Below are 23103 nucleotides of genomic sequence, written 5' to 3' on the forward strand. Positions count from 1 at the left end.
TCGGCCGCCGCCGCGACCCGTGAAATGGAGGGCGCTTACCGCCGATTTTTCGCAGACGGCGACCGTATCGACTTCCGACTGACCAACACTTTTGGCCTTATCGAACGTGAGGGACGGTGAGTCATGAAGAAACTCATCAACGAACCCGGTGCGGTCGTAGACGAGATGCTCGACGGGATGGTCGCGGCGCACCCCGAACTGCGCCGGCTCGACGGTACGAACGTTCTCGTCCGCGGCGACGCGCCGGTCGAGGGGAAGGTGGCGGTCGTCTCCGGCGGCGGGTCGGGCCACGAGCCGACGCACGCGGGCTATCTCGGCGAGGGGATGCTCGACGGCGCGGCGGCCGGTGAGGTCTTCACCTCGCCGACGGCCGACCAGTTGAACGAGATGATTCAGGCGACGGACGCGGGCGAGGGCGTCCTCTGCGTCGTCAAGAACTACGAGGGCGACGTGATGAATTTCGACACCGCCGCCGAGATGGCCGCCATGGAGGGCGTCGATGTCGAGCAGGTCGTCGTCAACGACGACGTGGCCGTCGAGGACTCGCTGTACACCTCGGGCCGCCGCGGCGTCGCGGGCACAATCTTCGTCCACAAGTGCGCCGGCGCGAAGGCCGCCGCGGGCGGCGACCTCGGCGAGGTCAAAACGGTCGCGGAGAAGGTCATCGACAACGTGCGGACGATGGGGATGGCGCTCACCTCCTGTGTCACCCCGGAGAAGGGCGAGCCGACGTTCGACCTCGGCGAGGACGAAATCGAACTCGGCATCGGCATCCACGGCGAGCCGGGCACCGAGCGCGCCGACGTCATGAGCGCCGACGAGATTACCGAACACCTGACCGAGAACGTCCTCGACGACCTCGACCTCGACGAGGGCGAGGAGGTCGTGACGATGGTCAACGGCATGGGCGGCACGCCGCTGTCGGAGCTGTACATCGTCAACCGCAAGCTCCAGTCCATCCTCGACGACCGCGGGGTCGAGACGTGGGACGCGTGGGTCGGCGACTACATGACCTCGCTCGACATGATGGGCTGTTCGGTCTCCGTGCTCCGCGTCGACGACGAGCTGAAGGAACTGCTCGGCGCGCCCGCGGAGACGCCCGGCCTGACCGTCACCGAGTAAGCGACAGGGCGCGTCGTCGCCCGCCGAAAACCAGCCGCGACGACCCCCGACACGTCACCGATTTTTCGCGGCAGAACAGTCCCGCGGGACAAGGGATTAACCCCCGGCCGACGAAGGTCAGCCATGGCTGACTCAGAGACACAACGCGAAGCGGTGCTGGACGCGCTCGACAACGTCGCCGAGCGCCTCGCCGAGGAGAAGGAGTACCTCACGGACCTCGACTCCGCCATCGGCGACGCCGACCACGGCGCGAACATGCAGCGCGGCTTCGGCAAGGCCGCCGACAAGCGCGAGGAGTTCGCCGAGATGGAGCCGAACGAGGTCGTCAAGAACGTCGGGACGACGCTCATCTCGAACGTCGGCGGGGCGGCCGGCCCCCTCTACGGCGGCTCTATCATGTTCGCCAGCCAGGAGTTCGAAGACGGCATCACCGCCGAGACCTCGGTGGCGTTCGCCGAGGCGTACCTCGACAAGGTCAAGGACCGCGGCGGCGCGCAGGTCGGCGCGAAGACGATGGTCGACGCGCTCGTCCCCGCCGTCCACACCTACAAGAAGTCCGTCGAGCAGGACGACCTCCCGCCGCTCGAAGCGCTCGCCAAGGCCGTCGACGCGGCCGAGCGCGGCGTCGCCTTCACCGTCCCCATCAAGGCGATGAAGGGCCGCGCGTCGTTCCTCGACTGGCGCTCGGTCGGCCATCAGGACCCCGGCGCGACGAGCACGCTGTTCATCCTCGAAGAGCTACTGGCGACCGCCGAGGAGTACCTCGACGGCGAGGTCGACCGCGACGCGCGGGCCGAAGACGCCGTCGGGAGGGACGAATGATCGGTCTCGTCGTCGTCTCGCACAGCGCGAAGGCGGCCGAGGGAATCGCGGAGGTCGCGGCGCAGATGGGCGGCGGCAACGCCCGCATCGTCCCCGCCGGCGGCGACGAAGACGGCATCGGAACCTCGCCGGACCGCATCCGCGAGGGCATCGCGGAGGCGGACGACGGCGACGGCGTCGTCGTCCTCGTTGACCTCGGGAGCGCCGTGATGAACGCGGAACTCGCCATCGAGATGGCGATGGACTCCGAGGCCGTCATCGCGGACGCGCCGATTCTGGAGGGCACGCTCAACGCGGCCGTCGAGACGACGAGCAAGAAGGCGACGCTCGATTCGGTCGTCGAGCGCGCCGAGGACGCCCGCGACTACCGAAAGCTGAACTGAGCCGCCCGAGACGACCCGGGCGTCCGGGCCCCCGACCGACCGGAAAAGAGACCGCCGCGCGACGCGGCGGCTCGCAGTTCCGTTTCGCTTCGTTTCGTTTCCTTATTCTTCGTCGCCGGCTTCGGGCGTCGACAGCACTTCTTCGAGCGCGTCGAGCGCGGCCTCCGCGTCGTCGCCGTCGGCGACGAGGCGAATCTCCTCGCCGTGGCCGACGCCGAGGCCGGTGACGGCGAGCATGCTGGCGGCGGGGACGAGGTCGTCCTCGTCGGCGCGGCCGAGTTGGACGTCGGCGTCGAAGGAGTTCGCGGTCTCGACGAACTGGGAGGCGGGACGAGCGTGCAGGCCGTCTTTCGGGACGACGGCGACGATGCGTTCCATACGTCGGGTATCGACCGCGGAGCGTTATCGCTACCGGTTGCGGAACGCGGCGACAAAAAATCGTGAACGACGGGTGCGGGGCCGGGGCGTTCGGGTTTAGAGCCCGAGGTACGCCGCGTTGGGGATGACCCCGAGGAGGAACAGCACGCCGAGGATGAGCGAGTAGATGGTAATCGACATCGCCGGCGGGTCCACGTGGGTCCCGGAGTGGGAGTAGGCGACGCGCTGGGTGACCTCACCGAGGAGCGCGCCCACGAGACCGCCGACCGCGGCGGCCACGAGGATGAGCGGTTCGCTCCCACCGACCATCGGCGCGGCGACCGCCGCGAACGACGAGCCGCCGAGCGTGATGTGGTGGGTGACGGGGAAGTTCTCGACGCCGAGCTGTAAGAACAGCAGGCTCGCCGCGGAGATGCCGTACCCGAGGAAGAAGCTCCCGGTGACGAGCCACGCCCAGCCGCCGAGGACGCCGGCCGCGAGGCCGATGACGGAGACGTTGGCCCACTTGTACTGCTGGGGGAGCCACGGCTCGACCGCCAGTCGGTCACTCCCGTCGCCGCGGAGCGTGCCCTTTTCGAACGGCGTCATGTCGAGGTAACCGTCGCCGGCGGGCGTGCCGATGAGCGGGTAGTCGAACGCGAGTCGGGCGATGAGCGCCGTCGTCATGACCGACAGCGCGACGCCGTCGAGCGGGAGGCCGATACCGCTGGAGATGCGGGCGATGAGCAGGCCGAGCACGCCGAAGACGCCGCCGATGGCGAGCACGTCGGGTCGAGTCCCGAACGCGTGCAGGATGTTCTTGCCGTCGACGTCGAACTCGGCGTTCTTCCCGGCGTAGGCGCTGGCCGCGACGCCGGCCGCGAACACGATGTGCGGGCCGACGAACGGGCCGAACCCGATACTACCGGTGATGCCCGTGCCGAGCTCGCCGGCGGTGACGAGGTCCGCGCCTTCCAACTGTCGGATGACCGTCCCCGCCGTCTCGCCGAGGAGCACGACGAAGCCGGTGAAGACGAACGAGGGGAGCGCCCCGACGGACGCGCCGAACATCCCGCCCGCGAACGCCGCGAGCAGGAGGACGACGAACCGCTCGGCGCTGACGCCGATGACCGGAATCTGGAGTGCGAATGTTTCGAACACGTGTTACTCCTCCCGTGCCCAGTCGAGCGAGCGGTCGACGGCCTCCTTCCAGCGGCCGTAGCGCGCTTCGACGTTCTGTGGGTCCTTCGGGGCGAACTCGCGGTCGACCTGCCAGTTCTCGCGGAGTTCGTCGAGCGTCTCCCAGTAGCCGACGGCGAGGCCGGCCGCGTAGGCCGCGCCGAGGGCGGTCGTCTCGTCGACCTGCGGGCGGACGATTTCCGTGTCGAGGATGTTCGACTGGAGCTGACAGAGGAAGTTGTTCTTGACAGCGCCGCCGTCGACGCGGAGACTGGAGAGGTCGATGTCGCTGTCGGACTGCATCGCTTCGGCGACGTCGCGCGTCTGGAACGCGATGGATTCGAGCGTCGCGCGGACGATGTGCTCGCGGCGGGTACCGCGGGTCATGCCGACGATGGTGCCGCGGGCGCGCTGGTCCCAGTGGGGCGCGCCGAGGCCCGTGAACGCGGGGACGAAGTAGACGCCGTCGGTGGACTCGACCGACCGAGCGAGCTTCTCGGACTCGGCGGCGTTGTCGATGAGCGTCATGTCTTCGAGCCACTCGATTGCCGCGCCCGTGATGAAGATGGAGCCTTCGAGGGCGTACTGGACCGGCTCACCGGAGCGCTGGAAGCCGACGGTGGTGAGGAGGCCGTGTTCGGACATGACCGCCTCGTCGCCGGTGTTCATCAGCATGAACGAGCCGGTACCGTAGGTGTTCTTCGCGTCGCCCGCGTCGAAACAGGTCTGGCCGAACAGCGCGGCCTGCTGGTCGCCGAGCGCGCCGGAGACGGGGACTTCCGCGCCGAGGAAGCCGTCCGCGTCGGTCTCGCCGTAGTGGTCGTCGTCGGACGACGGGCGGACCTCGGGGAGGAGCTCGCGCGGGACGTTGAACTCCTCTAAGAGTTCGTCGTCCCACTCCATGTCGTGGATGTTGAACAGCATGGTCCGCGACGCGTTCGTCACGTCCGTGATGTGATTCCCCGTCAGGTTGTAGATGAGCCACGTGTCGATGGTCCCGACCGCGAGCTCGCCGTCGGCGGCGCGGTCTCGGATGTCTTCGGGCCGAGAGCGCTGGAGCTTGATGGGGTCGGAGTTGTCGAGTAGCCACTCGGCTTTCGTCGCAGAGAAGTACGCGTCGGGTTCGAGCCCCGTCTTGGCGCGCACGTCGTCGGTCTTGCCGTCCGCTTCGAGCGTCTCGATGCGGTCGGTCGTCCGACGGTCCTGCCAGACGATTGCGTTGTGAATCGGCTGTCCGGTCTCACGGTCCCAGATGAGCGTCGTCTCGCGCTGGTTCGTGATACCGATAGCTTCCAACTGCTCGGCGTCGAGCCCGGCGCTCGAAAGCGCCGCGTCGATGACCTTCTTCGTGTTGTCCCAAATCTCGTTTGCGTCGTGTTCGACCCAACCGGGCTCTGGGTAGATCTGTTCGTGCTTCTCGTAAGCGTTGGCGACCACCTTGCCGTCGTGGTCGAACACCATGAACCGCGTGCCTGTGGTACCTTGGTCGATGGCACCGACGTAAGTTTCTCCTGACATTTCTAACCAACCTCGATACGAACTCTCGGTGTGAGAGTCCTACCACTACAAACGTGTACAAATTATATGATAAATGTTTCTTTACTACCCCCTCGCATAATGTTGCGACTGAAATCGAGTTAGAAGCCGTCAAACGTATGAATACGGAGAATACTATTTCACACGGGCGCTTTTTCGGACGTTTTAATCAATGAGGGTGAGCCGTGGACAGAACGACCGCGTCCGCCGAGTAACGGGAAAAAACGGCGATATATCGGCAATATATTCCGCAAAACTGCCGCCGACTCGTCGCGCGCGCCGAGCGCGACGGCGTTCGAGTGGTCCGGCGCTCGAACGGAGACGGGTCGTCAGCCGTGCGCGCGTGTCAGACCAGCGCCTCTTCGAGGAGTTGGAGCGGGTGTTTGATGTCGTAGCCCGTGCCGTGTTCCATCTGCATCGAGCAGGTCGGACACTCGGTCATGCCGACGCTCCCCTGTGCGTGCTCCATGTGGTCGAACATGTCCGCGCCAATCTGCATCGATTTGTCGTACTTTTCTTCCTTCCAGCCGTAGGTGCCGGAGATGCCGGAACAGGAGTCGCCGACGTCCTCGATTTCGACGCCGTCGAGCTGGCGGAACAGCTCGACCGCCTGCCGGTCGAGGCCCTGATTGCGGCCGTGACACGGCGCGTGGTACGCGAACGCCTGGTCGTCGACCGAGGCCTCGCGAACCGCGCCTTCGAGGTCCTCGTGGATGCGGAGGTACTCCAGCGCCTCGTAGGTGTGCGCCGAGAGGTCCTCGATGCCGTCGATGTCGAACAGTTCGGGGTACTCCTGGCGGAGCGACATCGAACAGGAGGTACACGACGCGATGATGTCGTAGCCCTCGGGGATGAGCCCCGCGAAGTTGTCGACGTTGATGCCGGCGGCGCGCTTGGCGTCGTCGAGCATGCCGTTCGCGAACATCGGCGTCCCCGAACAGCGCTGTTTGGGGACGACGACCTCGTAGCCGAACGACTCGAAGACGCGGACCATCGCCTTGCCCACCTCGGGCGTGTTGTAGTTGGAGTAACAGCCGTGGAAGTAGGCGACGCGCTTTTCCTCGGAGCGGACCTGCGGGCCGCCGCGTTCGTTCCACCACTCGCGGAACGTCTGGGTGGCGAACTCGGGGAAGTCGCGCTCGGCCGTGACGCCGAGGACTTTCTCGTTTATCCGCTGGACGACCGAGTTGCCCATGACGGCGTTCGCCAGCCGCGGGAACATGGCTCCCAGCTGGGCGAGCGTGCCGTAGTTGGCGAGGATGCGGTTGCGGATGTACTCCCGCGAGAGCTTGTCCATCTCCTCGTCGACGTACTCGCCGCGGGCCGTGTTGTGCATCTGGCTGAGCGGGACGCCCGAGGGGCAGGCGTCGTCACAGCGCATGCAGTTCGAACACGACATGATGGAGTCGTCGACGGCCTCGTCTTCCTTGCGCTTGAGCCGCCACTGTTCGGGGCCTTGGAACTTCGGCCCGGGGAACTCGTCGTCGACTTCCGCGACCGGGCAGGACACGTCGCAGGCGGTGCATTTGTAACAGTTGTCCGCGCCGGGACGGAGGTCCATGTCGGTGCTGTCGGGGAACACCTCGACGGCCTCGAAGTCGTCTGTCTGTGCGTCGGGAGTCAGCGTCGGGTTGTGTGGGGATTCTGCGTCGCTCATCTGGTTGCCTCCTCGCCCGCGAGTCGCCCGGCGACGGCACCCGTCGCCAGAGAGACGCCGCTCGCGGATTTCTCGCGCGCCACGTCGGCACCGCCGACGACGCCGCCCGCGGCGCGCAGGTTCTCGAAGTGCGGTTCGCCGTCTTCGTCGGTCGGTCGGAGTTCGTCGTCGGGGACGACGCCGAAGCGCGCGAACGCGTGGTCGCCGAACGCCTCGGGCTCGGACCAGTCGTAGCGGTCTTCGGGGTGCGGGACGTGACAGCCGAAGACGGGCTCCGTGACCGATTCGCGGTCGGAGTCGAGGCCCTTGCCGACGAGGCCGCCCGTCGCGAGGACGACCTGGTCGGCCGAGTAGGGCGTCGGTCGGCTCTTCTGGTCGACGATGACGGTCTCGACGCGGCCGTCGTCGGCCTCGAAGTCGACCGCCGGGTTGCCCGCCGAGATGCGGACGCCCGCCTCGTCGAGCGCGTCGAACAGGATGTCTTCGAGCTTGAGTCCGAGCAGGCTCGGCGGGCCGGTCGGCACCTCGAAGACGGGGACGCCGAGGCGGTCCGAAAGCTCCTCGCGGACCGCCTCGGCGTGGTCGTCGCCGAGCATCGCCGGGAAGCCGACGCGCGACTCGCCGTCTAGCTCCTCGGCGACGGTGTCGGCGAGAACCGAGCGGACCGTGCCGCCGTCGACCTCCTCGTCGCGGTCGAGCGCCTTGGCGAACCGGGTCACCTTCGCGTCGGCGCGGAACCGCTTGGGGAACTCGACGGTGACGCCGCGGGCCGAAAACGGCACGCCGGCGGCCGCGAGGTGGTCGGCCGCGACGGGGGCGTCGAAGTCCGTGAGGCCCGCGAAGCCCACCAGAAGCGTGTCGCCCGGCGAACTGGCGAGGCCGGGCGCGACCGACTCGGGGTAGCGCGCGGTCGGCTTCACCGCGCCGCCGTGGGTCATCACGAGCGCGTTCGAGTCGGTGTGGCCGCCGCGGTAGGCGTCGCCGACCGCCTCGTCGAAGACGCGGAGGCCGGCGCGGACGCCGTCCTCGCCGACGACGCGGTAGGGGTGGCCCTCCGGGAGCGCGTCGAGGCCGGCGAAGGGGTCCGAGAGGGGACCGTCGCCGCCGGCGTAGCCGAGCACGTCCACGAGGCCGCTGGCCTGTCGGAGCGTGCTCTTCTTGTGTGCGAGCAGACGCACGCGAGCGCCCGTCTCCGCGGCCGAGAGCGCGGCCGTGCAGGCGGCGATACCGCCGCCGATGACGAGCACGTCGTCAGTTATCGCCATCGGCACCTCCGAGCGCGTCGTCGTCGCGGTCCGCGGCCCGTCTACGACCGCCGTCCGCGACCGCGCCGCCGGACGCGACGCCCGAGGCGTCGTCCTCCGAAGCGCCGCCGTCGTCGAAGGCGGCGAAGTCGATGTCGGCGTCGGCCGCCGCAGGGTCCTCGTCGCGGTTCATCGTCGCCGCGTGGAGCATGTGCTTCAGCGCGGTCTGGGAGAGTTGCGTGCCCCACATGGCGTGGCGCTCACCCTTCCAGCGCTCCTGATAGAGGTCGTCGAGAGAGGCCCGGACGGTCTCCTCGTCGTACTCGGGGGCGAGTTCGTTCGCCATCCGGTGACAGCAGATTGCGCCCTGACAGTTGCCCATCGAGGCGCGCGTCTGGATGCGCACGGAGTTGAGCTCCGTGCCCGCGGTGTCGAGGGCGTCCTGAATCTCGGCGCGGGTGACGGCCTCGCACTCGCAGACGACCGGGTTGGGGTCGACGCTGTTGAGGACTTCGTCGGCGCGCGAGCCGAGGCGCTGGGCCGACCGGCGGCCGATGGGCGACCGCAGGCCGAAGTCGTCCATGTAGTCGCGGAGGACGGTGAAGTCCTCGCTCCCCGGAAGCGGCACGTCGGCAGTGCGGCACTCGGCGTCCACGCCGAGTTTCTCGCAGACGTGGTCCGAAATCTGCTCGGCCATCATCCGGTAGGTCGTGAGCTTGCCGCCGACGATGCTCGTCATGCCCGGCAGGTCGTCGCGGTCGGCGTGGTCCAACAGGAAGAACTCGCGGGTGATGTCTGTCGGGTCCTCCGTGCCGGTTCCCGGCGGCTCGTACAGCGGGCGGACGCCCCAGAAGGAGCGAATCGTCCGCGCCTCGGCCAGCATGGGCACGAGTTCAGACAGCGTCTCTATCATCAGGTCGACCTCCCAGCCCTCCTCGGGGTAGTCCTCTGGGTCTTCGACTTCCTCGTCCGTCGTTCCGAGGATGCACGTCGTCTCGTGGGGGACGATGATGTCGGCGTCGCCCTTCGGCCGACAGCGGTTGACGACCGTGTCGACCTGCCGGGTGTTCATGATGGTCATGACGCCCTTCGACGGGCGGACCTCGACGTCGACGCCCGCGAAGTCGCCGATTTGCCCGGCCCACGCGCCCGTCGCGTTGACGACGTAGTCGGCGCGGATTTCCTCGACCTCGCCGGGCTCGCCGTGGACGTACGGGCCGGTGCCGGTCTGGTGGGTGACCTCGACGCCGACGACCTCACCGCCCTCGACGAGCACGTCGGTGACCTCGGAGTGCGTCTCGATGCGCGCGCCGTGTTCGACGGCGCTCGCGGCGTTCGCCACGCAGAGGCGGAACGGGTCGACCGCGCCGTCGGGGACCTTGATGGCGCGCTTGATGTCCTTCGCAAGGTACGGCTCTATCTCGCGGGCCTCCTCGGCGGACAGCACCTCGGCCGGAATGCCGCACTCGCGGCACCCCTCCAGTTTCTTTTCGAAGTACTCGTCGGAGTCCTCGGGGCGCTGGACGAACAGCCCCCCCGTCATCTCGACGCAGTGGCCCGCGATGCGCCGGAGGACGCGGTTCTCTTCGATACACTCCTTGGCGGACGCCTGATCCGATACCGCGTACCGGCCCCCGCTGTGGAGGAGTCCGTGCATCCGCCCCGTCGTCCCGTGTGTGAGGTTCCCCTTCTCGACGAGGGTCACATCCAGCCCGCGCATCGCGAGGTCGCGCGCGATACCCGTGCCGGTCGACCCCCCGCCAATGACGAGGACGCTCGGCGATTTTTTCATCTGTCTTTCGTGAGGTAGGACCGACGGCACTTTATTTTACCTTCACTCGTCTCGCGTCCCGTTCGTCTCACTGAACAGACCACTTCGGCCGCGACACTGCCACCGGAGCGCCCGTAGAATGCCGTAGCTCGGCGTTTCTACACCGACTCGAAACGACGGCGATAATTCAAAATTATTGTTCCTATTAGTTACGTTCGCCTCGATTGAGACGGCGGCACCGAACCTCTCAACTGGCTTTGAGGCGGCCGTCACGGGCGATTTCAGTGTTTCGTGTTCTCACTTGTCAGGGACGTTGTCGGGAGTGGTCGGTTTTTAGGCGTGTGCCGGATACCGTCAGCTAGGACTCACCACGCCATGCGCCTCGAAGACAGAATCACCAGGCGACGACGCCGCGGCGGGAAGCGCCCCCGGCTCGTGCGGGACCTGAGCGCGCTCGCCCCGACAGCCCACTCCGAAGAGCCGACCGGCCGCGGCCCGACGCTCGAACGCATCCTCGACCACCTCGACCCCGTGTTCGACGGCGACCTGCCGCCCGACGCCCACGTCCACGGACCGAAGGGCGTCGGGAAGTCGGCGGTCGTCGCGTCGCTCTTCGAGCACCTCGCCAGCGCGCTCCCCGCCCGGCGGTCTGTCATCCACACCACCACGCGCACCGCCGCCACGCCGACGACCTCGTTCGCCTACGTCGACTCTCGCGACGCCTCGACCGAGTTCGCGCTCCTCCACGCGGCGCTCGACGCGCTCTGCGAGGAGCCGGTGCCGTCGCAGGGCGTCGGCGTCGAGGCGCTCCGCGAGCGGCTCGCGGAGTGGGTCGCTCACGACGAACACGCGGTCGTCGCCGTCGACCACGTGGGCGAGCCGGAGACCTACTCCGCGGCGACGGCGGTCGAGACGCTCGGGTCGGTGTCGCCGCACGTCTCGGTGCTCACCGTCGGCCGCGACCCCCGCGACGACGTGAGTGCGGGCGGCGAGGCGGACGGCGACACCGCCGCGACGCCCGCGAGGTCAATCGCCGTCTCGGCCTACGAACGCCACAGTCTCGTCGACATCCTCGTCGCGCGCGCGTCCGACGGCGTCACCCGAAACGCGCTTCCCCACGAGGCGACGCGCGAGGTCGCCGAGTGGGCCGACGGCGACGCCCACGACGCGCTGTCGGCGCTCTACGGGGCGGCGACGCTCGCCGCCGCCGACGGCGCGGACACCGTCGACACCGAGTACGTCTGCGCCGGCATCGACGCCGTGCCCGACGACGGCTGTTCGCTCGGCCGCGTGTTCGCGCTCTCCGAGAGCCGTCGCCGCGTCCTTCGGGCGTTCGTCGCGCTCGACGACGAGGAGACGGCTTCCGTCTCGGCGGCGACCGAGAACATCGCCGCGTCGCCGCGGGTGTCGCTGTCGCCCGCGACCATCCGGCGCGTCCTCTACGAGCTTTCGGACCTCGGCATCGTCCGGCGGGTCTCGGACTGTGACCCCACGGACGGCCCGGGGCGGCCGGCGACGCGGCCCGTCCCGAACTTCTCGACGCTGGCGTTCCGCGGGCTGGACGACGGCGAGCGCTGAATCGCGGGGCCGACCAGCCGTCGGACGACGACCCGCTGGACCGCGGCGCGCTTCTCCCCGACCGCTGAACCTTTTTCCCCCGTCTCCCAACTCCGGGTATGGTTCCGCCGCTCGTACTCGACATCGACGGGACGCTCACCGACGCGGAAGGCCACCTCGACCCCCGCGCGTTCGAGGTGCTCCCGACGTGGGACGCGCCCGTCATTCTCGCCACCGGCAAGGCGTTTCCTTATCCGGTCTCGCTGTGTCACTACCTCGGACTCCCGCAGACGGTCATCGCGGAGAACGGCGGGGTCGTTCTCGCCGACGGCGAGGTGACGTTCACCGGCGACCGCGAGGCCGCGCAGGCCGCCGCCGACGAGTTCGTCGCGCGCGGCGGCGACCTCGGGTGGGACGCCGCAGACACCGCGAACCGCTGGCGCGAGACCGAAATCATCGCCCGTCTCGACGCTGACGAGGCGCTCCTCCGCGAGGTCGCAGACGAGTTCGACCTCGAGGTCATCGACACCGGCTTCGCCTACCACATCAAGACGCCGGGAGTCGAGAAGGGCGTCGGCCTCGAACGCGTCTGCGAGACGATGGACTACGACCCCGAGGAGTTCGTCGCCGTCGGCGACAGCGTCAACGACGCCTCGACGTTCGGCGTCGCCGGGCGGTCGTTCGCCGTCGCCAACGCGGACGACGTGGCCAAGGGGGCCGCCGACACGGTGCTCGAACAGTCGTACATGGACGGCACGCTGTCCGTGCTCGAATCGCTCCGGGAAGAAGACGTGGCGTAATCGGCGGTCGTTCGCGTCGCTCTCGGCGTCTCAGGCCGGTTCCTCGAAGGGAGCGAAGCGCCCGTTGATGTCCCACTCGTGGATGCAGTAGGCGCTTCCGACCTGTTTTTCGCCGTCCGCTTCGGCGACGAGCCACGTCGCGGCGTCGTCGTCCCAGCGTTCCACCCGACCACAGCGCTCGCAGACGCGTCGCGTCGGCCGTCGAAGTTGGGGTTCCATACGTGTGTGACCGATTGCCGAGCAAAAAAGCCCATCGCCGTCGGCAGTTTCGCGGCCGGCCGCTCGGAGTCGGGCCGCCCCGCCAGCGGACCGACCCGCGTCGCTTTGCCACCGGACCGACCCGCGGACGGCTGTGCACGCGTCGAACACGACTCGGGTCGGAACCGATGGGACTTACGGGCCGGGGTGCGGAGTGTGCGCATGGGCTTTCACACCTTCGACGCCGACAGGGCGGCGAAACTGGACGACCCCGCGCGGTTCCGCTTCGTCTCCCGGGAGGAACTCCTCTCACATCTCGGCGTCGCCCCCGATAGCGTCGTCGCCGACCTCGGAAGCGGCACCGGCTTTTTCACCGACGAGGTCGCCCCGCACGTCGGGACGCTCTACGCCGTGGACGTACAGGAGGTCATGCACGATTTCTACCGCGAGAAGGGCGCGCCCGACACCGTCGAGTTCGTCACGGCCGACGTGGCGTCGCTCCCCTTCGACGACGACCACCTCGACGCCGCCTTCTCGACGATGACCTACCACGAGTTCGCAACCGACGACGCGCTCGCCGAACTCGCCCGCGTCGTCCGCCCCGGCGGCTCGGTGGTCGTGGTCGATTGGTCCACGTCCGGGTCGGGCGACGACGGACCGCCGCTCGACGAGCGGTTCGGCCTCGGCGACGCCGTCTCGGCGCTGGAATCGGTCGGCTTCACCGTCTCTCACGCCGAGACGCGACGCGAGACGTTCGTCTGCGTCGCCCGGCGCTGACGCGAACGGCGTCAGCCAACCGCCAACCGCCAACCGCCAACCGCCAACCGCCAAACACCGAACGCCGCCCACTTCGGAAAACTGAACACTATGGTGGTGTCTGTCGGGTTCCTTTCGGTCTCAAGCACTAATTTCGGCATCCAATATTAATATCCTAGAGTAATCTGGAGAATATCAGGACAACGTTTACGGCGAGATGTATGGTATTATATACCATGGCACTGCATAACTCAGTCATCGACGGCTATCACCCGAGCGAGGGGTATTACGAGTGTCGCTCCTGTCGCACGCGAACCGTCAGCGAGACCCACCTGTCGGAGTGTCCCGACTGCGGTGGGTCGGTTCGAAACATCGCCGTCGCTCGCGAGTGAGGCGCGGGTCGCGCGACCCCACACGTCATCGAGTTCGGACGACCGACTTCCTTCTCACGGGGCGTCGGAGCCGCCCGCTTCGACGCGCCGCTCCGATGCGCCGCTCCGATGCGCCGCTCACGATTCGATGACGCCGGTGTAGCGGTCGACGAGTAAGACGACCGCCGCGCCGACGACCGCGGCCACGACGAACGCGCCGTAGAGTTCGGTCGTCCACGACCGCCCCGATTCGACGAGCGCGGCGGTGCTCTCTACCACCGGGGCGCGGAGCGCGCCGACGATGAGACTCACGAGGAACGCTAGCGTCGCCCGTCTGTAGTGTTCGAGCGCCCAGCGGACGACGTGCGCGATGGTGAACAGGCCGACGACGGCTCCGACCATGAACGTGACGACGACCGTGCCCGACTCGACGACGACCGACGGCGGCGCGCCGCCGGCGACGTCGAGGAGGCTGTCGATGAACGCGTTGAGCGCCGCGTTCATGTACTCGTACTGTCCGAGAATCAACAGGAGAAGCGACCCCGAGACGCCGGGGAGGATCATCGCGCTGACGGCGATGCCGCCGGCGACCGCAATCGCTGGCGGCGAGTGCCCGAACGCGCCGCCGCTCCCGCCCGAGGCGACGAACGCGAGGCCGAACCCGGCGACGGCAGCCGCGATTTGACGCGGGCCGTCGAGCGACACCTGCGCGTACAACACGACCGCCGACGCGGCGATGAGCCCGAAGAAGAAGCCGTAGGTGGGAACCGGCGCCTCGGTGAGCGCGATGTGGAGCACGCGCATCACGGTCACGATGGCGGTGGCGATACCCGCGCCGAGCGCGAGCAGGAAGCCGATGTCGATTTCGCGCATCGCCGCGACCGCGTCGGCTCGGCGGCCGGGGACGACGACGCCGAGGACGCGTTTGATGCGGCCGGGCGTGATGGCCGTCACCGCGCCGATGAGCCGTTCGTAAATCCCCGTGATGAGTGCGATGGTACCGCCCGAGACGCCCGGAACGGCGTCGGCGGCTCCCATACAGACGCCTTTCAGGTAGATGAGAAGCCACGAGAGGAGGGCCGAACGCTCGCCAGATTGCACTGACATTTGCTTGTTCAAATCTTCCTCGGCAACCATTTGAGTCCACCGCTATGGAATACTGTGATTTCTGTTACCTACTTCTCCGTTGATCACTCTAAGATCAAGCACATCTATGCCTCCACGATTTTCCGGAGTGGAGAGTCTCATACGAGTCGCTGTGTTCAGTACACCCATGAAATCTCCCGGAAGAGAGGTATTCATCGCAAGTGAAACACGAAGACGATTGAGATAGATGCGAGAACAATCTCTCTTTGACTCATGAGTGAAACACAAGCTCTGACTCAAGAATCAACCAGAGCCCACTATCAACGTCGTGAAATGGTGATTGTTGTAGTCGTTGGCAAGGGTACCTAGACTATTCCGTAGTCTCACCATTCGGTGGATACACCCCGCTCACGATGGTGTGTACTGGAGAATTCTTCTTGGCTTGCGAGCGTGTGTTGGTAGAGTCGCAGCGCTCGTTTGTGAACGTGACTATAGATGATATCCCGTGAAATACCGCACAAGGGCTCCTCTGTCCTTTTGAGAGCGATAAACAAACCCGAAAGACGTGGGCAATCTCGATTGTAGAGAAGTTGGTGTACACCTTGACCCGACCACAATGAAGTACACTCTTGCGGGGAATTGCCGTGGGTGTACACCCCCGAGAACGGGGGGTGTAGCCAGTGAGAACCCGACTTCCTTCTGATTCTACGGGTGTAGAAGATTGCCAAATCTGACCGAGGGTGTATAATTTCTCTCTCTTTCTCGAACGTGAGGAACCTAAAAAGAGTACAAACAGAGTCACGATAGTAACTCCTTCACTACGCCAGATTTCGAAAGCACGACTCGGAAAGAATCAAACCACCTGCCATTCACAACTCTATCAATGAATCTCAGTATCATCGGGAGTGGGTACGTCGGCACCACCATCGCGGCGTGCTTCGCTGAACTTGGACACGACGTCGTCAACGTGGACATTGACGAAGATATCGTCGCCTCACTCAACGATGGGCAGGCCCCGATTCACGAGCCCGGGCTGGCCGAACTCGTCGAACGGCACGCGGGGGACCGACTCCGAGCGACGACCGACTACGACGAGATTCTCGACACGGACGCGACGTTCCTTGCCCTCCCCACCCCGTCGAACGACGACGGCAGTATCGACCTCGGCGCGATGAAGGCCGCCGCGACGTCGCTCGGCGAGACGCTGGCGCGGAAAGACGGCCAGCACCTCGTCGTCACCAAGAGCACGGTCGTTCCGACGACGACGGTCGACGCCATCGGGCCGCGAATCGAGGAGGCGTCTGGGAAACGTGTCGGCGAGGGGTTCGATATCGCGATGAATCCCGAGTTCCTCCGTGAAGGCACCGCCGTCGACGACTTCCTTTCACCGGACAAAATCGTCCTCGGCGCACAGACCGACCGGGCGTACGAAACGCTAGACGAGATATTCGCTCCGCTCGTCGACCGTGCCGGAAACCCGCCGGTCGTCAAGACCGGCATTAGCGAAGCCGAGATGATAAAGTACGCCAACAACGCCTTCCTCGCGTCGAAAATCAGCCTCGCCAACGACCTTGCGAACATCTGCAAGGAGTTCGGCGTCGACTCCGACGAGGTGTTGGAGACTATCGGTCTCGACTCCCGCATCGGATCGTCGTTCCTCGGTGCGGGTCTCGGGTGGGGCGGGTCGTGCTTCCCGAAGGACACGGCCGCCATCATCGCCGCCGCCCGCGGTCGGGGCTACGAACCGCGTCTGTTGCAGGCCGCCGTCGACGTCAACGACGGCCAACCGGAGCGAATGCTCGACCTCCTCCGCGAGCGAATCGACCTCGACGGCACGCGCGTCGCCGTGCTCGGGCTCGCGTTCAAGCCCGGCACCGACGATATCCGGAAGTCGCGGGCGACGTTACTCATCAGTTCGCTCCTCGATGCCGGAGCCGACGTCGTCGGCTACGACCCCGTCGCAACCGAAAACATGCGCGAGCGGTTCCCTGACATCGACTACGCTGACTCGGCCGCGGACGCGCTTGCGAACGCCGACGCGGCGCTCGTCGCCACCGACTGGGACGAGTTCGCGGCGCTCGACGACGAATTCGACGCCATGCGCTCGCCCATCGTCATCGACGGCCGTCGTATCGTCACCCGACGCGAGGGCATCGACTACGAGTCGCTCGTCTGAATCGGTTTCACAAATCGCTCGGAATCGGCCTCTGAATCGCTCGTCTGCGTCGGCCCTGCAGCTACTCCCGAACGGCTTCTTCACTCTCTGTCCGATAGCCACGGTTAGTTCAAAACAGGTGACTGGTCACCGGTGTCGCAGAAGCCGACAAAAAGCCGTCGGCGTTGCCGTTCGTTTCGTTACGCGGCGGCCGAGACCGCGCTGGCGTCGACCGACGCCGAGGTCGATGTCGACGCCGACTCGTTCGTCTGCGAGCCGTCGGACGTGCCGTCCTCGGACGAAGAGTCGCCCGGCAGGTCGAGTTCCTGTTCGTTCCGTTCGAGGGTGACCTGCACGGCACCGTCTTCGGCACCGTTGACGAGGCCTTCCTCGACGGCGACGTTCTCTGCCTGGTAACTGACGATAGTGTTGTTCCCGGCGACCGAGGTCGGCCCGGTGAACGCGTAGCCGCCCGTCGCGCGGACGCTCACGTTCGTGTAGCCGTTGTCCGGGCCGTACTCGTCGTAGCCGGTCGTGGAGTACGGGAGCGTCATCGTGAACTCACCGTCGGCGTCGGTCTGCGCCTGCTGCGTGTAGGTGAAGTTCGTGCCCGTGGTCAGGTCGCGCATCTGGACGCGCGCGGTCACCGTCGTGTTGGCCGGGGCACCGCTGCCGTCGACCGTCGCGCCGGGGACGCGCTCGAACGTCTTGACCCACGCGGGGTTGTTGGGGACGAGCGACTGTGGCTGGATGCCGTAGGTGTTGCCCTCGTTGACGATCGATCTCTGGTAGGTCCCCGAGCGAAGCGCCGAGCTGTTCGAGGATTTCACGAGGCGGTAGTGTTCGAGTGCGGACACGCGCTCCTCGGGGAACGTGCCGATCCCGCCGATCTGGGAGGTCGGGTCGTTCGCCACGTACTCCTCGGCGGCGCTCATGTTGTCGAACACTCTGACCGCCTGTCCGTCCGAGGGCGTCACTCGGAACGTAGTCGAGCCGTCGGCGGACGTGCGTTCTTCCCAGTCGACGACGATTGGCGACGCCTCACGGGCGCTGCCGTGGTACGCGTAGAGTCGGACCATCAGACTGTCGTAGTAGCGCTGGTCCTTGAGGCTCGACGCGGCGGCGACAGTCGTTTGCTCGTCCTGTCCCTGCAGGCGGAACATCGGGTTGTAGAAGTCCGACGTAGAGACGTTCGACTCGTCGTAGAAGACGGTCGGCGCGCTGAACTTCGAGTCGGTCGAAGCCATCTGCCAGTCGACCATGACGTAGCGGGTCTGGTCGCCCTCGCCGTCGTCACCCATTGAGGTGAGAACCGATTCGGCCTGCTGTTCGTCTTCGGCGAGAAGGTAGTTCGCTGCCTCCGTCGCACCACCTTGGAACGGGTTCGCGTTCGGGATGCGTTCGCCGAGGACGGTAATCCAGTGACCGTAGTCCCACCAAGACATGACGCCGTACGCACCGTTCGGATAGTCGAAGTCGTCCGTGTACTCGTACGTCCCGTAGTACTCCATCCGGTTCGATGCGCCGCCAAGCTCTCCTTCCACAGGTGTGTTGTTCTGCATCCAGGTCAGGCTTCCGTCCCACTGAGTGACGGTCCCTGGTCCGGTCTGGGACGCTTGCATGGCGTTCTGAGACACGCCACCATTACCGAGTTGGATCGGGATGATGAGAACGGGCGTGAGGATGAGGAGGACGGCAATCACGACCGCTGCGACCTGACCATACGAGATGTCGTCGAGGCGGTCGACGCTCGCGAGACCGATGAACTCGATTCCGAGGGCTTCTCGGAGGAGGTAGGCGTTCATCACCGCGACGACGACCGCGAGGTAGTAGTTGAAACGAACCTGCGTGAAGGCGGCAGAGGTCATAATAGCTGCCCACACGAGGACGAACAACTGCTCGCTCTCGTAGTCAGCTTGCATCACTGCCCCCACGATGAGTGCGGTGACGATGGTCAGACTGACGAGCGACGATTCGACGCCGAGGGCACTACCGATCCCTGCCGGAAGCGCCGGTATCAAGAAGAGTACTCCGATGAGGGTGAGGCTCCCGGCGACGTATCCAATCTTCCGCGAGTTCCCACCCTTGACGAGTGGTTTAGCGACAAGCCAAACCGCAGCGAGAGCACCTGTGAAGAAGGTGAAACCGTACTCGGACATGATACGGCCGACGGCAGTCTGTCCGCTCGACTGGAGTATGTTCGCTGCGAGGAACGGCTGAGCTTCACTGATAGTTCGGGTCGCAGCACCTGCGCTGAAGCCGACCGTGCGGAGGAAGTTGCGTGCAATCGAATCGAAAACACTCGGAAGGACGAGAGAAAACAGCACGATTCCGACAAGCATGATCCCGCCAACCACCGCAGGATAGTACTGCTCGTCGATGTCGTTCGATTCCCACCAGCGGGCGAGTGCGGCGAGGAACACAGCACCGAGGGCGACGCCGAGTGAGAACAGTGGCTGCAGGAAGCCGAAGTCGGTCACCCCGAATCCCGGTTCCTCGATTGGGACGAACATCAGTAAGCCGGTGACCGCCATCGAGATGGCACCGACGAACGCAGTGTGTTCCGGCGACCGACCGCGGACGTAGTCGGAAGCCATCTTCAGGACCAAAAAGAGGCCAAAGATACCGACGAGAAGGATTCCCGGTGGCCACGACCACATGTAGATGGCCGTTGCGACACCGGCGAGAACGGACCACTTCAGGGGTTCACGGAGCGCATCGAGGTCACGTGCCGCAACGAGTTCCCAGACGGGTTTCTCTCTGTCGGCAACCGTGAGGGCGACCATGATCGCGAGGACAGCAAAGCCCATGAAGAACGGTTCTACGATGTTGTGATCTGCGAACCCGACGAGCCCACGTTGGAGGAATGCTCCCGGGAGAAGCATCAGAATAACCGCACCGAAGAGGCCACCGAGACGGCCACCGAGGCGCTTCCCAATCAGGTAGGTCGGGATAACGGTCAACGCACCGAAGACGGCCGGTGCAACCAAGAGCGCCTTGGCTACGAGGTCTGATGACGGGCTTCCCAGACCGACGACGAGCGCCGCGGTCGCGACGAGTTGGTCGTAAATTGTCCCGAACTGACCTGCGGTCCGGCCGAACGGGAATTCGGTCCACGGATCGAACGGCATCGTCGCGGGCCAGTTCCGGACGGTGTATTCCACCTGGCGAAGATGATACCAGGCGTCGTTTCCTGAGAAGAACACCGATCCCTCTCGAATGAACGCGTCATAACTGCGGAGGCGTATCCACAGCATGACGAGAATAATAGTCGAGAGGACCGGTATGTGATACCAGTCGCGAGCGAGATCCGCTATGGAGGGCGAATACTCTGTTTGCTCGTCGCTCATTGTGACCAACAACCGCCAAGCCGTTCATAAGCCTTGTGATAGTCTGTGTCGGGAGAAATAGCTAGTTACAAATCGAAGGACAATGCTTATTCGGGACACCTCGGTAACTCCGACTTATGAAAGTCTCCGTCGTGGTCTGTACGTACTCGATGGAACGGTACGAGTCATTCTCCGAGACCGTCGAGAGTGTCCTCGCACAGACCTACGAACCCCTCGAACTCGTCATCGTTGTCGATGGAAACGAGGAGGTGTTCGCCCGCGTGCAAGACGACTTCGGTGACATCGACGATGTCGTTCTGCACTGTAACGACGAGAACCGCGGTATCTCGTATAGTCGGACCAAAGGTGCTGAGCTCGGAACCGGCGACGTCGTCGCGATGATTGATGACGACGCAACGGCAGAACCCGATTGGATTGAGACGCTCGTCGAAACCTATGAAAACAATCCGGATGCGGTCGCTGTCGGCGGTACCGTCGTCCCCGACTGGGTCGCTCGCAAACCAGATTTCTTTCCAGAAGAATTCTACTGGCTCGTCGGGTGTGACGAACGTGGGTTCGGCGAGCACATGGATGAGGTTCGGAACACCTACGGCTCGAACATCTCCTTCAAGCGCGACATCTTTCTCGAAGTGGGCGGCTACGACACGAACACCGGTCGAAAAGGTGACAAACACGTCCAGGCGCACGAAGCACCCGTCTGCATTCGTATCCACGAGCAGACGGGCGAGCGCGTCATCTATAACAAACAAGCGCGCGTGAATCACAAACTCTTCGAATATCGAACTGAGTTTGACTGGCTCGTCTTTCGTTCGTTCTGGCAGGGCTACTCGAAGCGCGTGATGGACCTCCTGTACCCCGAGGCGTCGGGCGACAAGAACGACTACCTGCGTGACTTGATGCTCGTCTACGTCGTTGACCGACTCAAGAATCTCGTCAAAGACCCGTCGCTGGCGCAGGTCCAACAATTGGTTGCTATCTTCGTTTTCACTGCGGCGGTTGGATTCGGTTACGTGTACGGCCTGCTGACGCCGAACCTCGTGGAGAAGACGAATACTTAGTTGTCGTTTCAGCGGGTGTTCCCGCGAACGTATCGGACGTACTCGCGATAATACCCGAGGGCGCGAACCCCTGTCATCACTACCGAGAGCACGCCGAAGAGCAGTCGTTCGAAATCGAGACGAGCCGATTCCTCATCGGGCGATTTCACGCCACTCGGACGTGGTGGAATCCCCGGACGGCCGAACCGCTCGGCATAGTACTCTTGCCGCTGACACAAGCCGCGGCCGACGCGAAGTTCTTTTTTCACCAGCGACGAGAACGAATCTCGAACAGGGTGGTACAGTGTCGCCGCCGGTGCAAACGCCTGTTTGTACCCAGCGTCTGCGACGCGACTGCCGAACTCCGAGTCACCGCCCGACACGAGACGCTCGTCGAACGGGCCGACATCGTCGACAACCTCCCGACTGACGAGTAGCCCGCACGTCGGGGCGTACTGCTGCTGACGAATATACTGCTCTATGGGAAAGGCGGTCTGTGCGTCAAACCTTGCTGCGAGCGTGTCTTCCCCATTGATAACCAGTTCGACGTCGCATCCGGCGTACGCTGCCTCGTCCATCGCGGCAACCGCCGTTTCAAGCCACGAGTCGTCCATATACATGTCGGCGTCGACGAACGCAAATATCTCCCCCGTCGCCTGTTCTATGCCAGCGTTTCGGGCAGCGTACGACCCCTGGATTTCGTCTTCGACGACGAGTGTGACGTTCTCGTGTTCGCGTTCGAACTGACGAATCACGTCACGCGTCTCGTCTGTCGACCCGTTGTCGATGGGGAGTATGTTTACCCTATCCGTCGGGTACGTCTGTTTGGTCAGCGCAGTCAGTGTGTCATGTATCCCTGCGGGATCGTTATAAACTGGAATAATTACAGAGACACAAGGAAACGGAGAGTCAGCCATTGAATCCGGTTTACCCCCACTAATAAAAAGCACACGTGATTAGCCGTCTACTCGGTCGCCTGTGTCGTTTCCTCTTGTAATCGTTGTTCTGCTTCGTCACGGTCTTCTGGGTAGCCGATATCCAGCCGCCACCCGTCAATACGAATCGCGTCGATAGTTCGCCCAGAGCGGATGAGAAGGTCGATTGCCTCACTAATTTCGTACTCGCCACGATTCGATGGCTGGACGAGATGACACGCATGGAAGATCGCTGGTGTGAACGTGTAGAACCCAGTCATCACGAGATTCGACGGCGGTTCTTCGGGCTTCTCGATGACTTCCGTGATTTCACCGTAATCGTTGGTTACACAGACACCGTAACGGGAAGCTTCGTCCCAGTCGACTTCTTCGACGAGGAAGGCGGCGTCCGCCCGATCCTCTTGTTGTCGCTTAACGACATCACCGAGATTGGCATTGAAGATGTTGTCGCCAAGCATCAGCATGAAGTCCTCGTCAATGTGGTCTTCGACGGTGAGGAGGGCGTGTGCTAGACCTTTCTGCTCACGTTGATGCGCGTAGGTAATGGGGACGCCACGATATTCGTCGTCGTAGTGCTGAATGATGATCTCCTTCTTGTAGCCGACAACGACGACAAGTTTCTCGGCACCGAGGTTGACGAGTTGGTCAAAGCAGTGGGTGAGGATCGGTTTTCCGTCGACCTCAACCATCCCTTTCGGCTTGTCTTCGGTGAGTGGCCGAAGACGGGTTCCTTTACCGGCGGCGAGGACAACAGCTTGCATAATAAGAGAGTCATCGAGGCCAAGCA

20 protein-coding genes are annotated in these 23103 nt (G+C 64.7%); 9 read left to right on the top strand and 11 right to left on the bottom strand.

Annotated features, from left to right (window positions below; all coding sequences use genetic code 11):
- The first annotated feature begins 123 nt into the window (after positions 1 to 123).
- The 3 genes from dhaK (at position 124) to dhaM (ending at position 2327) form a co-directional block, all read left to right on the top strand.
- The gene (gene dhaK, locus C438_RS15990) at positions 124 to 1122 is read left to right on the top strand and encodes a dihydroxyacetone kinase subunit DhaK (RefSeq protein WP_004970729.1); all 999 of its coding nucleotides are present in this window, start codon (positions 124 to 126) and stop codon (positions 1120 to 1122) included.
- A gap of 123 nt (positions 1123 to 1245) precedes the next feature.
- Positions 1246 to 1944 (top strand): dihydroxyacetone kinase subunit DhaL, encoded by a 699-nt coding sequence (gene dhaL / locus C438_RS15995; protein ID WP_004970730.1) that lies wholly within the window; start codon positions 1246 to 1248, stop codon positions 1942 to 1944.
- Positions 1941 to 2327, top strand: a complete 387-nt coding sequence (gene dhaM / locus C438_RS16000; RefSeq protein WP_004970731.1) for a dihydroxyacetone kinase phosphoryl donor subunit DhaM — start codon at positions 1941 to 1943, stop codon at positions 2325 to 2327. Before dhaL ends, dhaM begins: the two co-directional genes overlap by 4 nt.
- Positions 2328 to 2429: 102 nt before the next feature.
- Here dhaM and ptsH1 read toward each other — a convergent pair whose 3' ends face one another.
- The 6 genes from ptsH1 to glpA form a co-directional block, all read right to left on the bottom strand.
- Positions 2430 to 2705: a phosphocarrier protein HPr gene (gene ptsH1 / locus C438_RS16005; RefSeq protein ID WP_004970732.1), complete on the bottom strand. Its 276-nt coding sequence runs from the start codon at positions 2703 to 2705 to the stop codon at positions 2430 to 2432.
- A 96-nt stretch (positions 2706 to 2801) separates the two neighbouring features.
- On the bottom strand, positions 2802 to 3845 hold the full coding sequence (locus C438_RS16010; RefSeq protein WP_004970733.1) for a hypothetical protein: 1044 nt from the start codon (positions 3843 to 3845) through the stop codon (positions 2802 to 2804).
- Positions 3846 to 3848: 3 nt separating this feature from the next.
- The gene (gene glpK / locus C438_RS16015; RefSeq protein ID WP_004970734.1) at positions 3849 to 5381 is read right to left on the bottom strand and encodes a glycerol kinase GlpK; all 1533 of its coding nucleotides are present in this window, start codon (positions 5379 to 5381) and stop codon (positions 3849 to 3851) included.
- Between the two features lie 364 nt (positions 5382 to 5745).
- Positions 5746 to 7056 carry an anaerobic glycerol-3-phosphate dehydrogenase subunit C gene (locus C438_RS16020; RefSeq protein ID WP_004970735.1) on the bottom strand — a complete coding sequence of 437 codons (1311 nt, stop codon included), beginning with the start codon at positions 7054 to 7056 and terminating at the stop codon, positions 5746 to 5748.
- The gene (gene glpB, locus C438_RS16025) at positions 7053 to 8321 is read right to left on the bottom strand and encodes a glycerol-3-phosphate dehydrogenase subunit GlpB (protein WP_004970736.1); all 1269 of its coding nucleotides are present in this window, start codon (positions 8319 to 8321) and stop codon (positions 7053 to 7055) included. Before glpB ends, C438_RS16020 begins: the two co-directional genes overlap by 4 nt.
- A complete protein-coding gene (gene glpA / locus C438_RS16030; RefSeq protein WP_004970737.1) occupies positions 8308 to 10092 on the bottom strand; it encodes an anaerobic glycerol-3-phosphate dehydrogenase subunit GlpA in 1785 nt (594 codons plus the stop codon). Before glpA ends, glpB begins: the two co-directional genes overlap by 14 nt.
- 354 nt (positions 10093 to 10446) lie before the next feature.
- On the opposite strand from glpA, the gene C438_RS16035 reads away from it, so the two are divergent.
- Positions 10447 to 11649, top strand: coding sequence for a Cdc6/Cdc18 family protein (locus C438_RS16035; protein WP_004970738.1), 1203 nt, complete (start codon positions 10447 to 10449; stop codon positions 11647 to 11649).
- 98 nt (positions 11650 to 11747) lie between these two features.
- On the top strand, positions 11748 to 12428 hold the full coding sequence (locus C438_RS16040) for a phosphoglycolate phosphatase (RefSeq protein WP_004970739.1): 681 nt from the start codon (positions 11748 to 11750) through the stop codon (positions 12426 to 12428).
- Positions 12429 to 12458: 30 nt separating this feature from the next.
- Here C438_RS16040 and C438_RS16045 read toward each other — a convergent pair whose 3' ends face one another.
- A complete protein-coding gene (locus tag C438_RS16045; protein WP_042663830.1) occupies positions 12459 to 12647 on the bottom strand; it encodes an HEWD family protein in 189 nt (62 codons plus the stop codon).
- Positions 12648 to 12848: 201 nt separating this feature from the next.
- Here C438_RS16045 and C438_RS16050 point away from each other — a divergent pair, with 201 nt between their 5' ends.
- Both C438_RS16050 and C438_RS19435 read left to right on the top strand, forming a co-directional pair.
- Positions 12849 to 13403: a class I SAM-dependent methyltransferase gene (locus tag C438_RS16050; RefSeq protein WP_004970741.1), complete on the top strand. Its 555-nt coding sequence runs from the start codon at positions 12849 to 12851 to the stop codon at positions 13401 to 13403.
- Positions 13404 to 13618: 215 nt separating this feature from the next.
- The gene (locus C438_RS19435) at positions 13619 to 13774 is read left to right on the top strand and encodes a rubrerythrin-like domain-containing protein (protein WP_004970742.1); all 156 of its coding nucleotides are present in this window, start codon (positions 13619 to 13621) and stop codon (positions 13772 to 13774) included.
- Between the two features lie 117 nt (positions 13775 to 13891).
- Here the strand turns inward: C438_RS19435 and C438_RS16055 are convergent, their stop codons facing one another.
- Positions 13892 to 14860, bottom strand: coding sequence for a DUF368 domain-containing protein (locus C438_RS16055; protein WP_049918158.1), 969 nt, complete (start codon positions 14858 to 14860; stop codon positions 13892 to 13894).
- Between the two features lie 862 nt (positions 14861 to 15722).
- Between C438_RS16055 and aglM the strand changes: the two genes are divergently transcribed.
- Positions 15723 to 17015: a UDP-glucose 6-dehydrogenase AglM gene (gene aglM, locus C438_RS16060; RefSeq protein WP_004970744.1), complete on the top strand. Its 1293-nt coding sequence runs from the start codon at positions 15723 to 15725 to the stop codon at positions 17013 to 17015.
- A gap of 179 nt (positions 17016 to 17194) precedes the next feature.
- On the opposite strand, the gene C438_RS16065 is transcribed toward aglM, so the two are convergent.
- Positions 17195 to 20344, bottom strand: coding sequence for an oligosaccharyl transferase, archaeosortase A system-associated (locus C438_RS16065; protein ID WP_083900033.1), 3150 nt, complete (start codon positions 20342 to 20344; stop codon positions 17195 to 17197).
- Positions 20345 to 20460: 116 nt separating this feature from the next.
- Here C438_RS16065 and aglG point away from each other — a divergent pair, with 116 nt between their 5' ends.
- Positions 20461 to 21402, top strand: a complete 942-nt coding sequence (gene aglG / locus C438_RS16070; RefSeq protein WP_004970746.1) for a glucosyl-dolichyl phosphate glucuronosyltransferase — start codon at positions 20461 to 20463, stop codon at positions 21400 to 21402.
- Between the two features lie 8 nt (positions 21403 to 21410).
- Here aglG and aglI read toward each other — a convergent pair whose 3' ends face one another.
- Positions 21411 to 22298, bottom strand: a complete 888-nt coding sequence (aglI, locus tag C438_RS16075) for a glycosyltransferase AglI (protein WP_049918160.1) — start codon at positions 22296 to 22298, stop codon at positions 21411 to 21413.
- Positions 22299 to 22345: 47 nt separating this feature from the next.
- The gene (gene aglF, locus C438_RS16080) at positions 22346 to 23077 is read right to left on the bottom strand and encodes a UTP--glucose-1-phosphate uridylyltransferase AglF (protein ID WP_004970748.1); all 732 of its coding nucleotides are present in this window, start codon (positions 23075 to 23077) and stop codon (positions 22346 to 22348) included.
- Positions 23078 to 23103 lie beyond the last annotated feature (26 nt).

The sequence above is a fragment of the Haloferax denitrificans ATCC 35960 genome (genome assembly GCF_000337795.1).
GTDB lineage: Archaea > Halobacteriota > Halobacteria > Halobacteriales > Haloferacaceae > Haloferax > Haloferax denitrificans.